The 14596-nt window shown below is 61.5% G+C and carries 13 protein-coding genes; 7 read left to right on the plus strand and 6 right to left on the minus strand.

The genetic code is table 11. From position 1 onward, the window contains the following. Positions 1-96 precede the first annotated feature (96 nt). From waaA to lpxK, 3 genes are all read left to right on the plus strand, one after another. Positions 97-1419 carry a lipid IV(A) 3-deoxy-D-manno-octulosonic acid transferase gene (waaA, locus tag ACQZ60_RS03305; protein WP_020809539.1) on the plus strand — a complete coding sequence of 441 codons (1323 nt, stop codon included), beginning with the start codon at positions 97-99 and terminating at the stop codon, positions 1417-1419. Continuing rightward, positions 1413-2150 carry an HAD family hydrolase gene (locus tag ACQZ60_RS03310; RefSeq protein WP_020809538.1) on the plus strand — a complete coding sequence of 246 codons (738 nt, stop codon included), beginning with the start codon at positions 1413-1415 and terminating at the stop codon, positions 2148-2150. The genes waaA and ACQZ60_RS03310 overlap by 7 nt, the downstream gene beginning before the upstream one ends. 149 nt (positions 2151-2299) lie before the next feature. After that, on the plus strand, positions 2300-3346 hold the full coding sequence (gene lpxK, locus ACQZ60_RS03315; RefSeq protein WP_020809537.1) for a tetraacyldisaccharide 4'-kinase: 1047 nt from the start codon (positions 2300-2302) through the stop codon (positions 3344-3346). Between the two features lie 193 nt (positions 3347-3539). Here lpxK and ACQZ60_RS03320 read toward each other — a convergent pair whose 3' ends face one another. Next, the gene (locus ACQZ60_RS03320) at positions 3540-3761 is read right to left on the minus strand and encodes a DUF2093 domain-containing protein (protein ID WP_020809536.1); all 222 of its coding nucleotides are present in this window, start codon (positions 3759-3761) and stop codon (positions 3540-3542) included. Between the two features lie 139 nt (positions 3762-3900). Next, positions 3901-5733 carry a DNA mismatch repair endonuclease MutL gene (gene mutL, locus ACQZ60_RS03325; protein WP_031233644.1) on the minus strand — a complete coding sequence of 611 codons (1833 nt, stop codon included), beginning with the start codon at positions 5731-5733 and terminating at the stop codon, positions 3901-3903. A gap of 409 nt (positions 5734-6142) precedes the next feature. On the opposite strand from mutL, the gene ACQZ60_RS03330 reads away from it, so the two are divergent. Both ACQZ60_RS03330 and ACQZ60_RS03335 read left to right on the plus strand, forming a co-directional pair. Then, positions 6143-7762: a response regulator gene (locus tag ACQZ60_RS03330; RefSeq protein ID WP_051671862.1), complete on the plus strand. Its 1620-nt coding sequence runs from the start codon at positions 6143-6145 to the stop codon at positions 7760-7762. A gap of 86 nt (positions 7763-7848) precedes the next feature. Further along, a complete protein-coding gene (locus tag ACQZ60_RS03335; protein ID WP_003521030.1) occupies positions 7849-9201 on the plus strand; it encodes a putative bifunctional diguanylate cyclase/phosphodiesterase in 1353 nt (450 codons plus the stop codon). Positions 9202-9469: 268 nt separating this feature from the next. Here the strand turns inward: ACQZ60_RS03335 and ACQZ60_RS03340 are convergent, their stop codons facing one another. Genes ACQZ60_RS03340 through ACQZ60_RS03355 form a run of 4 tightly spaced genes read right to left on the minus strand, consistent with a single transcriptional unit; the run spans position 9470 to position 12703 of the window. Then, entirely contained in the window at positions 9470-10357 is an 888-nt protein-coding gene (locus ACQZ60_RS03340) for an SMP-30/gluconolactonase/LRE family protein (RefSeq protein ID WP_448734749.1), read from the minus strand. A gap of 4 nt (positions 10358-10361) precedes the next feature. After that, positions 10362-10991 carry a 2-dehydro-3-deoxy-6-phosphogalactonate aldolase gene (locus tag ACQZ60_RS03345; protein ID WP_003521032.1) on the minus strand — a complete coding sequence of 210 codons (630 nt, stop codon included), beginning with the start codon at positions 10989-10991 and terminating at the stop codon, positions 10362-10364. Between the two features lie 15 nt (positions 10992-11006). Continuing rightward, positions 11007-11921, minus strand: a complete 915-nt coding sequence (locus ACQZ60_RS03350; RefSeq protein ID WP_448734750.1) for a 2-dehydro-3-deoxygalactonokinase — start codon at positions 11919-11921, stop codon at positions 11007-11009. Then, positions 11921-12703 carry an SDR family NAD(P)-dependent oxidoreductase gene (locus tag ACQZ60_RS03355; RefSeq protein WP_448734751.1) on the minus strand — a complete coding sequence of 261 codons (783 nt, stop codon included), beginning with the start codon at positions 12701-12703 and terminating at the stop codon, positions 11921-11923. The genes ACQZ60_RS03350 and ACQZ60_RS03355 overlap by 1 nt, the downstream gene beginning before the upstream one ends. Before the next feature lie 71 nt (positions 12704-12774). Here ACQZ60_RS03355 and ACQZ60_RS03360 point away from each other — a divergent pair, with 71 nt between their 5' ends. Together ACQZ60_RS03360 and ACQZ60_RS03365 are read left to right on the plus strand one after the other, a co-directional pair. Beyond that, positions 12775-13644, plus strand: coding sequence for an IclR family transcriptional regulator (locus tag ACQZ60_RS03360; protein ID WP_448734752.1), 870 nt, complete (start codon positions 12775-12777; stop codon positions 13642-13644). A gap of 211 nt (positions 13645-13855) precedes the next feature. Next, on the plus strand, positions 13856-14596 hold the full coding sequence (locus ACQZ60_RS03365; protein WP_020809269.1) for a helix-turn-helix transcriptional regulator: 741 nt from the start codon (positions 13856-13858) through the stop codon (positions 14594-14596).

Here is a 14596-nt window from a genome sequence, read left to right on the forward strand (position 1 = left end):
GATGACAAAAAATGACGCAATTTGAGAAGAAGTAGGCGGCGATAACAACAAGAACAGGGGAAGGGCATTGCGCGGAATGATCAAGGGCAGAATGTCATGAGCAGCCGTATCGCACGTTTCGCTCTTTCCGGTTACCGCATTGCCGGTATCGCCGCTTACCCGTTCGCGAAACCCTATCTTTCCTATCGGGCGGCGAAGGGCAAGGAAGACAAGCGCCGTCGGCTCGAACGCTTCGGTTATGCGAGCGCCGAGCGTCCGCGCGGGCCGCTGGTCTGGTTCCATGCTGCAAGCGTGGGCGAAACGCTGGCGCTTATTCCGCTGATCCGCGAAATTCGCAAGCGCGACATCTTCGTGCTTTTGACCACCGGCACCGTCACGTCGGCCGAACTGACCCGCACGCGGCTCGGCGACGATGTGATCCACCAATATGTGCCGCTCGATATCAAGATCGCGGTCAACCGTTTCCTGACCTACTGGGCGCCGGATGCCGCCATCACCGCTGAATCGGAAATCTGGCCGGTGACGATGATGGAGCTGGAACGCCGGCACATTCCGCAAATCCGGGTCAATGCGCGCCTCTCCGACCGTTCCTTCGACCGCTGGAAAGCCCGGCATGACATTGCTGAATCGCTGTTTTCCAAGCTGGCGCTGGTAGTTGCGCAGTCCGATCTCGATGCCGAACGCTTCCGCGATCTCGGCTCCTGGCCGGTGGTGATTTCAGGCAACCTCAAGGGTGACACCGACCCGCCGCCCTGCGACGAGGCGCTGCTGGAGAGCTATCGCGAGCAGGTCGGCAATCGCAAGACATGGGCCGCCATCTCCACTTTCGACGGCGAAGAGAAGGCTGCCGCCACCGTGCATGCGGCGATCAAGTCGCGCAATGGGCAACTGACCATCATCGTGCCGCGCCATCCTGAGCGCGGCGACGATGTCGAGGCGATGCTGAAGGGCATGAATCTTTCGGTCGCCCGCCGCAGCCGCAATGACGTGATCACCCCGGAAACCGATATTTTCCTCGGCGATTCCATCGGCGAAATGGGGCTTTACCTGCGCCTGACCGAGCTTGCCTTCGTCGGCCGCTCCTTGACTGCCGAGGGCGGGCAGAACCCGCTGGAGCCGGCGATGCTCGGCTGCGCCGTCCTGTCTGGCGCGCATGTGCAGAATTTCCGCGAGGCCTATCAGAAACTGATCCGCGCCGGCGGCGGTCGCATCATCCGCGATGTGGAGATGCTGGCCAAGGCGGTGCACTATCTGCTGGTCAACGACAATGAGCGTTACAAGATGATCGATGCGGGCAACCGGGTCATCCAGGATATGCGCGGCGCGCTGTCCTCCACCGTCAAGGCGCTGGAACCCTATATCAATCCGCTCACCGTTTCCGCTAAGCTGCAACCGCGGAGCGCCATCGGTTCATGGTAGCGGATATCGAACTCAACGCGGCGCAATCGATCGCCGCAGTCCTTTTCGACAAGGACGGCACGCTTCTGGGCTATGACGCCAGCTGGGGTCCGGTGAACCGCGAACTTGCGGCGATTGCCGCCAAGGGCGATCCCGTTCTTGCCGACCGGCTTCTTTCCGCCTGCGGCATGGACCCCGTTACCGGTCATGTCGTACCGGACAGCCTTCTGGCCGCCGGCAATACGGCGGAAATCGCCGCTGGTCTGGTTGCCGCCGGTTCGCCCTGCGATGTCGGGGAGCTGACGGCGCGCCTCGACCGGTTGTTCACCGAGGCGGCGGATAAATCCGTACCCGTCACCGATCTCAAGGCGTTTTTCGCAAGGTTGAAGGCGCGCGGCTACAAGCTCGGCATCGCCTCCAGCGACAATGAAAACTCCATCCGCCAGACGGCCATCCGCTTCGGTTTCGAAAAGGATGTCGATTTTGTCGCGGGATATGACAGCGGTTACGGCACCAAGCCGCAGCCCGGCATGGTTCTCGGTTTCTGCGAGGCGATAGGCTTTCCGCCGGAACGCGTGGCGGTGGTCGGCGACAATAATCACGATCTGCACATGGCGAAGAATGCCGGTGCCGGTTTGCGCATCGCCGTTTTGACCGGAACAGGCTCGCGCGAAAGTCTCGGCGCTGACGCCGATTATTGTTTCGACGACATTACCGCGCTTGAAGCGCTTTTACCGGAACGGGCTCTCTGAACCCGGTGGAATTTCCGCCGGGCCGGGTGCGGCTCCATCAAACCCGTTTATTCCATTTTTGCAATTTACGGTTTTTTCTGGCAAACAACCTCCTGACATGTGACGGGCGAACGGAATGCCGTGGGCGACGCGGCCGGGAGCGGGAATAGATGGTTTCTGAAGCGCCGCCGTTCTGGTGGCAGAAAGCGGGATGGCAGGCGTGGCTCCTGTCTCCTTTCTCGCTTCTTTACGGCAAGATCGCCGGCCGGCGGATGCGAACGGCGAAGAGGGCAAGCGTTGCCGTTCCGGTCATCTGCATCGGCAACTTCACCGTGGGCGGCGCCGGCAAGACGCCGACGGCGATGGCAATTGCGAGAGCCGCCGTCGCAAAGGGCCTGAAACCCGGATTTCTCAGCCGCGGTTACGGCGGCACGCTCGACGTCACCACCCTTGTCGATCCCGGACAGCACCGCTCGGCCGATGTCGGCGATGAGCCGCTGCTCCTGGCGCGAGAGGCGGTCACGGTCATTTCCCGCAAGCGGGTGGAAGGCGCACACCGGCTGGTGAAGGAGGGCGTCGATCTCATCATCATGGATGACGGTTTCCAAAGTGCACGCCTGACGCTGGATTACGCGCTCGTCGTCATCGATACGATGCGCGGCATCGGTAATGGCCATCTCGTGCCGGGCGGCCCGGTGAGGGCGCCGCTTGCCGAGCAGATGCGGCACATGACCGGGCTCCTGAAGGTCGGCAGCGGCCATGCGGCCGATGCCCTGGTCCGGCAGGCGGCAAAGGCCGCCAAACCCGTCTTCGTGGCGGCGATCACGCCGCAGGAGCCGCAGGATTTCAGGGGAAGACGCGTGCTGGCCTATGCGGGCATCGCCGACCCCGCCAAGTTTTATCGAACCGTCGAGGCGCTCGGCGGCGACATCGTGCTGCAGCGCGCTTTCCCGGATCATCATCATTTTAGCGACGATGAGATCGCCGATCTTCTACAGGACGCCGGTAAAGAGAACCTGCAACTGGTGACGACGGCCAAGGACGCGGTGCGGCTTAACGGACACCACGGCCGGGCGGAAGAATTGCTGTGGAACAGCCTGGTGATCGAAATCGACATGGTGTTCGACGACCCCAACGCGGCCGCGACGATCATCGATACGGCGGTGAGGAACTGCCGTGCGCGCCTGCTGCGGGACAATGCGCGGACGTCGCTTTAGAGTACCGAAGAAGATAAACCGCCGTGCACCCACTTCTCCTCATTCCTGTGCTTGTCACAGGAATCCAGACGACGCGCGTCCGCGCGGCGGGAAGAGTCCTCTCAGCCCAAGGACTTGGGCTGGCTGGATCCCTGTGACAAGCACAGGGATGAGGGGAGGCACATGCGCTATACTCAACGCGCCGCTTCCCAACTCACGCCGGCAAATTGCCAGCCTTCTTTTCGGCTTCCAGCGAAGCCGCCGCATCCACATAGGCCTCCTGCCGCGCCACGCTCCAGTAGCGCAGCTCATCGAGCGGAATGCTTTTGCCGGTGATGGCGCAGATGACGTGCGAGCCGGTCTGGACGATGCGGAAATCACCGTCGAGATATTCGATGACGGCGAGGCGGTTGCCGCCTCCTTCAAATCTGTTCATCCGTTTTCGTCTCCTGCTCTGTCCCGTCAGGGCACCCAGTCCGAAACGGCGCAGCGTTTTCCTGAACAATTTGGTGCTCCAGTATCTCAAATTTATATAGCCCGGCGCGGCGCAAGGCCAGCCCCGCCTGCTTGCGGCGTCAGCTACGGCCGAAGAGCCGTTCTATATCGGAAAGTTTCAGTTCGATATAGGTCGGACGGCCGTGATTGCACTGACCGGAACCCGGCGTGTTTTCCATCTGCCGCAGAAGCGCGTTCATCTCCTCCGGCCGCATGCGCCGGCCGGAGCGCACGGAACCGTGGCAGGCCATGGTAGCCGCGACATATTCCAGCTTGTTGGCAAGCGTTGAGGCTGCGTCCCATTCGGCAATCTCGTCGGCAAGCTGGCGCACCAGCCCCTGCACATTGACTTCGCCCAGCATGGCCGGCGTTTCCCGGACGGCGACGGCGCCCGGCCCGAAACGCTCGATGACGAGCCCCAGCGCATCGAAACCGGCGGCGTGATCCATCAGCCGGTCGCAATCCTCTTCCGGCAGGTCGATGATCTCGGGGATGAGCAGCACCTGCGAAGGCGGCCGCCTGGAATGCAGCGCATTGCGCATCTGTTCGAACACCAGCCGCTCATGCGCGGCATGCTGGTCGACGATGACGAGGCCGTTTTCCGTCTGCGCGATGATGTAGTTCTCGTGGAGCTGCGCCCGCGCGGCTCCGAGCGGATAAAGCACAGGTTCCGGCGAGGGGCTTGCGGTGGTCTCGTCAGTGTCCCGAGGCTCGGCCCGCGCCGTCGGCATGGTGATGTCGGAAAAGCGTGACTGCACCGCCTCTGCAAATTGCGCTCCGCCTGAAATCGCAAGCGGGCGGGAGGGCGAGGTGGCGGCGGACCACGGCGCGGGGGCTGCCATGGAAGGCGAGGGCCGGAGGCCGGACGGGCTGTAGCCGGGGCGGAAGGCGTTCATCATCTGGCTCGCACCCGTCGTTGCGGCCCTGTCGCCGTCACGCGTCAGCGCCTGCCGGATCGCGCCGACGATCAGCCCGCGAATGAGGCCGGGATCGCGAAAACGCACGTCGGATTTTGCCGGGTGCACGTTCACATCCACAAAGGCGGGGTCGAGCGTGATGGACAGCACCGCGACCGGATATCGCCCATGCGGCACGGTTTCGGCATAGGCGCCGCGAATGGCGGATAAAAGCAGCTTGTCCTGCACCGGGCGGCCATTGACGAAGACATATTGATGCGCCGAGTTGCCGCGATTGAAGGTCGGCACGCCGGCAAAACCGGTCAGCGTCACATCCTCGCGCCCGGCATCGATCTCGATGGCGTTGTCCTTGAACTCGGCACCGAGGATTTGCGCCATGCGGCCAAGATGATCGTCGCCGGTCGAAGGGATTTCGAGCGTCGAGCGGTCGGTGCCGGAGAGCACGAAACGGATATGCGGAAAGGCGATCGCCATCCGTTTGACGACCTCGGTGATGGCGGCGGCCTCCGCCCGTTCCGTTTTCAGGAATTTCAACCGCGCCGGCGTGGCGAAGAACAGGTCGCGCACCTCGACGATGGTGCCGGCATTCGAGGCGGCGGGCCGCACATCGGACACCTTGCCGCCGGTAACGGAAATCACCGAACCCTGTTCCGCGCCCTGTTGGCGGCTGGTAATCGTCAGCTTGGCGACGGAGCCGATGGAGGGCAGCGCCTCGCCGCGAAACCCGAGCGTGCGGATATCGTCCAGCGTATCGGAAATTTTCGAGGTGCAGTGACGCCGGACCGCAAGCTCCAGATCGGCAGGCGACATGCCGGAGCCGTTGTCGGTGATCCGCACCAGCCCCTTGCCGCCGCCCGCCGTGGCGATTTCGATCCGGGTCGCGCCCGCATCGATGGCGTTTTCCACCAGTTCCTTCGTGGCGCTGGAGGGTCTTTCGATGACCTCGCCGGCGGCGATCTGGTTGATGAGGGTTTCTGAAAGCTGCTTGATGGCCATGATCGTCATTTTCGCGGATTCGCCGTGGCTTCGAAAGCAAAAAACTCGAGCTGCGGAAATTTGCACATGTTTTGCGGCCTGTCCGGCATTCGATCATTTCCGTCAACATGGCGTTAAGCGTTAATCCGCCTTTAATCGGCCTTGATTATGGTGAGGCGGCTTGAAATGACCGCAGGAACGGGGCCGCCTTCGCCGGGCGGTGTGTGACGTCGAATATGGGTGAGCGTCATCTTCCCCTCAAGACTGCTTCAAGTTGCAAACCCTGATGTCTCTTTTTCGGAATTTTTCGTTTCATCCCGGCATTTGCCCTGGACGATTCCACTAGAAACATAAGCCTGACCCCTGAAAAACAGGCGGGAGTTTGCAGTTGAGTGATTTGGCGTCCTCTGGCGCGGGCGTTCATACGGTGATGCTTGATGCCCTTTGCGACGCGCTTGGCGCGGCGATCGTCGTTTACGACCGGAACGATCACATTATTTTCGCAAGCCGGAAACTCTTGAGCTTTTTTCCGCTGGAAGAGGCCGTCATCGGCCCGGGCGCGCGGCTGCGCGACTATCTGAGCGCGCTTTACGATTGTTATCTGCTCGAGGCGGAGAGCCTCTCCGCCAATGCCCGCCCGCTCGGCCGGGAGGAATGGATCGGCGAGCGGCTGGCGCTGCACTGGAAGGAAAGATCGGAAAAAACCGAGCGGCTGAAGGGAGAACGCTTCCTGCGCTTCGTCATGAATCGCCTGCCGTCCGGCCTCGGCATCAGCGTGGTTGCGGATATTTCCGAACAGAAGAAACGCGAAGAGCAATGGCGCATCGACCTCGAGCGCGTGCAGCTCATCGAGGATATTCTCGACAATCTGCCGTTTCCCGTCTTCGTCAAGGACCGGAACATGGCCTATGCCGCCGTCAACAAATCCGCCTGCGCTTTGGTCGAAACCAGCCCCGAGAGCATTCTCGGCCGCACCGTTTTCGATCTCCACTCGCGCAAGGTCGCCGGAAGGATCGATATTGCCGATCGTATGGTGCTGGATAGCGGCACGCCGAGCGTCATCCCCGAAAGGGTGCGGCGGCTGAGCGGCGAAGAGGTGCTGACCATCACCCGCAAGCAGCGTGTGGGCAGGCCCGGCCGATATTTCCTGGTGACGACGATGGAGGACGTGACCGCTCTCGCCACCATCGATGCCAACGGCACGCCCGTCATCCCCTCGCTTGAACATGTCCCTTTCGTCGCCTCCACCTATGGCAAGGACGAAGAAACGGACAATCGCGGCGGGGTTTTAAAGAGCAAGGCGGTGCTGATCGTCTCTGAAAACGGACGCTTTGCACAAGCGGCCGGTCGCCGGCTTACGGCGGGCGGCATGGACCATGCGGCGGTGACGAGCGAGGACGAGCAGCGCGCCTTCATCGACGTCGCGACCTCCGCCGGCGTGAGCATCGATGTGGTCGTTGTCGACGCCCAGATGAGCGTCGCCTGCCTCGATATTGCCGCCGAGCATGATCTGCCCGTCGTCACCATCGAGGAAGAGGAGATAGACGCTTCGTTGCTGCATTATCTTGCGGCCGGGCTGCAATCGTCCCCGAAGGAAAAAACCGCCGACGAGGACTGGGAGATCATGACGGAGGACCTGCCTGAAATCCTCAAGACCGGCGGCGTCTGCGATATACTTCTTGTCGAGGATAACAGGGTCAACCAGATCGTCTTTTCGCAGATACTCGAGGGCCTCGGGCTTTCCTGGCGGCTCGCCACCTCGGGCGAGGAAGCGCTGCGTCTCTTTGCCGAACAGCCGCCTTCCGCCGTCCTGCTCGACACGACGCTGGGCGATATCGACGGCTTCGAAGTCGCGCGCCGCATGCGCGGTCTTTGCGGCGAAAAGCACATTCCCATCGTCGGCGTCATCACCCACGCTTTCGAGGGCGATCTCGACAAATGCCGCGCGTCGGGCATGGACGACATGCTGCTGAAACCCGTCAGCCCGGATATGGTCGAGGCGGTTTTCCTGCGGCTTTTCGGCAAGGATGTCCTGCGGCTGCAGGCCTGACATTGCCTTTGTCGGGAGGCTATGGCTTTTTTAATACTTGCCCTGCATTGTGAGCGCGGTTGACACAGGATTCACGAGATGCAGGAATGAAACGGGCAGAGCCGCAAACGTTGCAGGTCAGCCAGAACGAGCTGCAGGCGATGGCCTACAGCGACCCGCTGACGGGGCTCGGCAACCGCTACCGTCTGCGGGACAAGATTCGCATGCTTGCCAGCGAGCGCTCCAGCGATCCGGCGCCTTTCACGGTCGGCATCGCCAATATAGATGGCTTCAAACCTATCAACGATCTGTTCGGCGTGCAGGCGGGCGATGAAATCCTGTGTCAGGTCGCGCACCGGCTGAAGGCCTGCATTCCCGATGGCGCGGTCGTGACGCGCCATGACGGCGACGAATTCGCCTTTGTGCTGCCGCTGGTGTTCGAGCGCACCGGTGCCGAGCGCATCGGCAACATGATCAAGGACGTGCTTTCGGCCCCTTACGATCTCGGCGACCGTAACGTTCGCCTGTCCTCTTCCTTCGGTTTCGCCATCTATCCCTTCGCCGGCGATGAATTCGAGGATTTACTGAAAAGCGCCGAGACGGCGCTCTATCGCTCCAAGAGACGTGGCCGCGGCCAGATCACGGTCTATTCGCGCGAGATCGCGCAGGAGATGAAGCGCGCCACGCAACTGGAACAGGCGCTCAGAAACGCCATCATAACCGATGCCATCGACGTGCATTTCCAGCCAATCGTCAGGCTGGAAGAGGCGAAAGTCATCGGTTTCGAGGCGTTGGCTCGCTGGAACGATCCCGATCTCGGTTTCGTATCGCCCGCCGTTTTCGTGCCGCTTGCCGAAGAGCGCGGTTTCATCGATGCGCTGTCGGAAGCTTTGCTCCGAAAGGCGGCGGAGGCAGCCCTGTTCTGGCCGCGTGAGCTTTTCCTGTCCTTCAACCTCTCTTCCGCGCAATTGATGGACCCCAGCACGGCGGACAATATTCTCTCCATCCTCTCGCGTGTCGGCCTCGACCCGCATCGGCTGGAGCTTGAAATCACCGAAACGGCTGTGATGACTTCCGCCGATACCGCCCAGCGCATCATCAGCGAATTGCAGAGCGCCGGCGTTCGCATTTCTCTGGATGATTTCGGCACCGGCCAGTCGAGCCTCGGCCGCCTGCGGGATTTCACCTTCGACAAGGTGAAGATCGACCGCGCCTTCGTCTCGCGCATCAGCAGCGACCGCCCTTCCGAACACATCATCAAGGCCATCGTCGCCATGTGCGAAGGGCTCGACCTCGAGGTCGTGGCCGAAGGGATCGAAGAACGGGCGGAAGAGGAAAAGCTGCGCGCGCTCGGCTGCGCCATGGGGCAGGGCTATTTCTACGGCCGCCCCGCCGATGCCGCCGCGACCCAGCGCTATCTGCACGAGAATTACCGCGAGATATTGTCGGATATTTCCTGAGGCGGTACGGCTTGGCCGTGACGCTTGTTGGAGAAAACTGCATCTCGGCCAAGCTTGTGTGCGCCGGCGCATCCCCACAACCCTCATTCCTGTGCTTGTCACAGGAATCCAGCCGACGCGCGTCTGCGCGGCGAAACGACTCCTTTCAGCCCAAGGACTTGGGCTGGCTAGATTCCTGTGACAAGCACAGGAATGAGGGAGGTCGTTTCGGGAACAACCCTTGCCAGAAGGCTCTCCACGTTTTGTTGCGTGCGGCCTGCGCCGCGCCTTAGAGCCTGTAAAGCGGCTCGAACCGGCCCTTCACCTCAACCCCCAGCTCGAACGTCAACCCATGCTGCGGATTGGCGGCAATGGCGTCATCATCGAGATGTTCGCGCGCCGAGGTGACGAGAAGGTGCGATGCGTCGGGGCCGATGAAGGCCGGGCAGGTCGTCTGTCCGCCGGGCACCTCATATCGGGCGATGTGATTGCCGTCCGCATCGTAACGATCCACAGCACCCACGCCCCAGCGGGCGTTCCAGATATGCCCTTCGGCATCGCAGACCGACCCGTCGATGCCGCCTTTGATACCGGTGGAATCGATGAAGACTTCAGCCTTGCCTGCGGGAAGGCCGGTCTCCGCATCGAGCGGTACCCGCATCAGCTTGTTCACCTTGGTATCGACGTAATATCCCGTCGCGCCATCGGGCGAAAAGCAGATCGAATTCGGAATGCTGATCTCGGCAAACAGCTTGGTCACGGTGCCCTTCGCGACATGATAGATGCTGCCCGCGCCGGTCTCCGCCTTGCGGCCCATGGTGCCGATCCACAGCGCGCCGGAGGGGTGCATGCGCCCATCATTGGAGCGGTTGCCGGGTAAATCCTTTTCCAGCTCCGCATGCAGCGTCAGCACGCCGGTTGCCGTGTCGCGCAGGAAAAGCCCGTCATCGGAGGCGATCAGCTGCTTGCTGTCGCTGACCTTGGCGAGCGCACTGCCCATGAAGGGCAAAGCGTGCACGGTCTTGCGGCCGGAGGCGAGATGCAGCTCATGCAGTTCCCGCTCGAGAATATTGAACCACCAGGCGGTGCCGGTCGCAGGGTCGAAGGTCGGGCCTTCGCCGAGCAGCATCGGCGTCTCGTCCAGAACACGTCCGGCAAAGGGAAAAACAGTCGCCAAGCTCTTATCCTCCGATGGCTGCATCATAGGCTGAAAGTGTGACAGTGGCGCGTTCGCGCACCTCCGCCGCCGTCATACCCGGCTTGTAAAGGCTGGTGCCAAGACCGAAAGCCACGATACCGGCCGAGGTATATTCAGCGAAATTCTTGTCCGAGACGCCGCCGACGGCGGCGATCACCAGATCCTTCGGCAGGATCGTCCGGATCGCATTGATGCCGGCGGGGCCGATGATGCTGGCGGGAAAGAATTTCAGCCCCGTCGCGCCGGCCTTCGCGGCCACCAGCGCCTCGGTGGGGGTCAGAACACCCGGCATCGTCACCATGCCCTTGACGCGCGCGGCGACGATCACATCGGCGTCGGCATTGGGGCTCACCATCAGCTTGCCGCCGGCCGCATCCAGCGAGGCCACGTCTTCCACGCTGAGCACGGTGCCAGCGCCGATCAGGCAATCGGCGGGCGCCATCTTTGCGGCGATCTCGATGGAGCGGAACGGATCGGGCGAGTTGAGCGGAATTTCAATGGCCCGGAAGCCGGTTTCGATGAGCGCGCCGACGACGCCTTCGGTCTCCTCGGGCTTCAGACCGCGCAGGATGGCGATCAGCGGATATTTGATGGAAGGGAAGGGAATACGCATGGTCGATCTTTCTTCTTATGGCCAGATGGCATTTGCAGCGGCCAGCAATCCGCGCCGCACGGCCTCGTCTGCATCGATGACCGTATAGTGGATATCAAGGGCGGTGAAGGCGCCTTCGTAAAGCGCGCCGAGCGCACCGGAACCGATCAGCACCACCGGTGTCTCGCGCCGCGCTGTCGAATGCGCGCCGGCGATTTCCAGCCCGATCATGATGCCGGAAAGCTTGGCCTTGGCATCGGTGGCGGTGAGGCCGTGCAGCAATTGGCCGGAACGAAGGGTGAAAAAGCGATTGGTCGCAAGCTGCGGATTGGCATAGATGTCGCGCACCGCCGCCGTGAAAGCCTCATGCGCGCCGGTAAAGGCTTCGGCCTCGGCCACCGCATGGGAAAGGATCGTCTGTTTCGAGACGACTTCGAAGAGTTCGCCGGTCATGAAAGTGGCAAAGCCGGTCACGGCGCCATCCTTCACGGTCACCCATTTGGAATGGGTGCCGGGCATGCAGACGAGTTTTTCACCGGCATCCGAGGAGGCGAGAGCGCCGAGCAACTGCGTTTCCTCGCCGCGCATGACGTCGGGCGCGTTTTTGTCCCGCTGCGCCAGCCCCGGCAGAATGCGCACATCCCGCGCCTGGCCCGGCACGCGAACCGCACCGTCGAGAACCGCCGAAAGCGATGTCGGCACGTCGATATAACCCGCCTCGACCCAGCCCTGCCGCGCGCCTGCCATGCCGCAGACGAGAACCGGCAAACCTTCCGGCGCACCGATGGCGTCGAGATGTGATTGCAGCACATCGGCAAAACCGGTCCGCATGGCCGTGGTCATGCCTTCCGTGCTTCTGCGCTCCGCCAGCACCGCGCCCGATCGGCTCATGAGCCAGAGCCGGAAACTGGTCGTGCCCCAGTCGACGGCGATGAAAGCGGGTTCGGACATTATAGAAGGCCTCCGTCTACGATTATGGATTGCGCCGTGATGGCGCCCGATGCCGATGATGCGAGAAACAGGCACGGGCCCGCCAGATCGGCGGCGACGAGCGTGCGTTTCAGACATTGCCGCGCGGTGGTGGCGGCAATGCCCTCATCCGTCAGCCATAGTTCCTTCTGCCGTTCCGTCACGATCATGCCGGGCAGCAGCGTGTTGACGCGGATATTTTCCGGCCCCAGCCGTCCGGCGAGGCTTTTCGTCAGCCCGATGATGCCGGCCTTGGCCGCCGCATAGGAGGGCAGCTCGCCCATGTTGAGCAGAAACGAGATGGACGAGAAATTGACGATGGAGGCGTCCTTCGCCTGCCGCAGATAGGGCAGGGCTGCCTGAACCGTGAAGAACATCTGCTTGAGATTGACCGCCTGATTGGCGTCCCAATAGGCTTCCGTCACCGTGTCTATGTCGTGGCGGTCGTCCCAGGCGGCGTTGTTGACCAGCACCTTGATACCGCCGGTGGCGGAAGCCGAGGCCTCCACCGTCTTTTCGATCGCCGCAATATCGCGAAGGTCGGTCTTGAAGAAGTGGACCGGATACGGCGCCGTCGTTGCAAGCCGCTTGACGAGCGCCAGGCTCGGCTCTTCGGCGATATCGATGAACGAAACCTTCGCGCCCTGCATCGCAAAGGCTTCCACCAGCGATGCCCCGATGCCGGAACCGCCGCCGGTGACGAGCACGCCCGCATCCTTGAGGTCCGGAAATTGGGCTTGCGTCATCGGCGTCATCTCGTCCATGAAAGGCTTGATTGTTCCATTATTTGGAACTAGATTTTACTAAATGGAATTATTCTCTTGGCGTCACGCTTATGTCAAGGCAGATGATGGTGGATGTTGCCATGCCCGATAATAAAAAGCCCAATGGGCAAAAGCCTGATGCGGTTCCGATGGCGCAACGGAAAGCCGGAGTTGAGACGGGCACGCTCGGCAAGGCCGTCTCGCTGCTGGAGTTGATCGCCTTTGCTGAAAAACCGATGCGCTTTACCGATGTGGTCGAAGCATGCGGCCAGCCGCGCGGCACGGTTCATCGCCAGCTCGCCCATCTCGTTGCCGAAGGCCTTGTCGATCACGCTGCCGATCAGACCTATGCCGTGGGGCTGAGGCTGCTGCAACTGGCCGCGAAAGCCTGGAGCGGCAACGACCTGCGCAGCGTCGCGGCCCCCCATCTAGCGGCCTTGCAGGAGGTGACGCAGGAGTCGGTGCATCTCGCCGTTTTGAACGGCAGACAGGTCACCTATCTGGACAAGATGGAGGGGCAGCACACATTGCGCATGCATTCGCAGGTCGGCAAAACCTCGCCAGTATATTGCACCGGCGTGGGCAAGGCGGCGCTGTCGCTGCTGTCAGCCGACGATCTGGCGCAGCTGGCCGCGGAGCTTGATTTTCATCGCTTCACGGAAAGCACGCTCACGACGCCGGAAGCGCTGATGGCGGAGGTGGCGACCATTCGCGACAATGGCTACGGGTTCGACCTTCAGGAGCACGAGATCGGAATTCACTGCGTCGCCGCGCCGGTCCAGGCGCCCGGCCGCAATTTTCGCGCGGCGATTTCCGTCACCGGTCCGGCCTATCGCGTGGATGTGGAACAGCTTCGCAAATGGGCCCCCCTGGTGCGCGAGACCGCCGACAGGATTTCCGACGATCTTGCCTGCAGATTATCCCCGGTTGCGGATGGTTGAAGAAAACAGGGTGCGCAGTCCCTGGATTTTCCCGTGCGGAACCGCCGGCCATGCACCCATTCTTATGCGTTCGATATTATTTTCGACTATTCTGAATTAAGTTTTCAACTTTTGTTTGCATGAATCGTTTTGGTGAGTAACATCCGCAACGATTTCCGGGCAAGGGCGGGCCTTTGCGGCGGCATTTTCTCATTCTCGAAGAACAGCTTTGATGCAGAAAACAGAGACGGCCGCCGTTCAGTCGATTGGTGTTGATTGCGTTCGCGAGATCGCCGATCTCAACACGCAATTCGATATATTCCGGTTTTTGAAACGGCTGACGGAGGCCTGGGAATTCAAGGCTTTCATGGTGCTCGACCTGTCTTCGGAAGTGGCGAGCGAACTGTCGCAATATACGATCATCACCAGCTGGCCGGCTGAGCTTCTGCAGCGTTACGATGAAGAGGGCATGCTCCAGACCAGCCGGGTGATGGCGCAGTTGAAAAAATCGACCGTCCCCTTTTCCGTCTCCATGGATTTTCTGGTCAGAGGCGACGGAGAAATCGCCAAGAAAACCGTGATCAACCTTTTCGAACGGTTCGAGATGATCAATTCGGTCTGGTTTCCCGTTCACGACATCACCATGCGACGGGGCGCGGTATCCTTTTCCGGCAACAAGACGGCTGTGCCCGCCAGCCGGCTTGCGGAGCTTTTTTACATTTCCAGCCATGTCTTTGCCCGGCTGTCTGAAATCCGTCGCCTCGATCTCAGGGTTCCCGAAACCTTGAGCGAGCGGGAGATCGACTGCCTGAACTGGACCGCCGCCGGCAAGACCAGCGCCGAAATCGCTGAAATCATGATGCTGTCGGAACATACCATCAATCATTACCTGAACCGCGCGACGAAAAAACTCGACACGGTCAACCGCACCCAGGCCGTCGCAAAAGCGCTGCGGGTCGGCCTGATAAAATAG

This window comes from Agrobacterium sp. 22-223-1, assembly GCF_053522385.1.

Excerpts from the sequence above, each read along its gene's own strand:
- ACQZ60_RS03330 (WP_051671862.1), top strand. The coding sequence starts at position 6,143 with ATGCTTGATGCCCTTTGCGACGCGCTTGGCGCGGCGATCGTCGTTTAC.
- ACQZ60_RS03345 (WP_003521032.1), bottom strand. The coding sequence starts at position 10,991 with ATGCGTATTCCCTTCCCTTCCATCAAATATCCGCTGATCGCCATCCTG.
- ACQZ60_RS03360 (WP_448734752.1), top strand. The coding sequence starts at position 12,775 with ATGTCAAGGCAGATGATGGTGGATGTTGCCATGCCCGATAATAAAAAG.
- ACQZ60_RS03335 (WP_003521030.1), top strand. The coding sequence starts at position 7,849 with ATGAAACGGGCAGAGCCGCAAACGTTGCAGGTCAGCCAGAACGAGCTG.
- waaA (WP_020809539.1), top strand. The coding sequence starts at position 97 with ATGAGCAGCCGTATCGCACGTTTCGCTCTTTCCGGTTACCGCATTGCC.
- mutL (WP_031233644.1), bottom strand. The coding sequence starts at position 5,733 with ATGGCCATCAAGCAGCTTTCAGAAACCCTCATCAACCAGATCGCCGCC.
- ACQZ60_RS03310 (WP_020809538.1), top strand. The coding sequence starts at position 1,413 with ATGGTAGCGGATATCGAACTCAACGCGGCGCAATCGATCGCCGCAGTC.
- ACQZ60_RS03365 (WP_020809269.1), top strand. The coding sequence starts at position 13,856 with ATGCAGAAAACAGAGACGGCCGCCGTTCAGTCGATTGGTGTTGATTGC.
- ACQZ60_RS03320 (WP_020809536.1), bottom strand. The coding sequence starts at position 3,761 with ATGAACAGATTTGAAGGAGGCGGCAACCGCCTCGCCGTCATCGAATAT.
- ACQZ60_RS03355 (WP_448734751.1), bottom strand. The coding sequence starts at position 12,703 with ATGGACGAGATGACGCCGATGACGCAAGCCCAATTTCCGGACCTCAAG.
- ACQZ60_RS03350 (WP_448734750.1), bottom strand. The coding sequence starts at position 11,921 with ATGTCCGAACCCGCTTTCATCGCCGTCGACTGGGGCACGACCAGTTTC.
- lpxK (WP_020809537.1), top strand. The coding sequence starts at position 2,300 with ATGGTTTCTGAAGCGCCGCCGTTCTGGTGGCAGAAAGCGGGATGGCAG.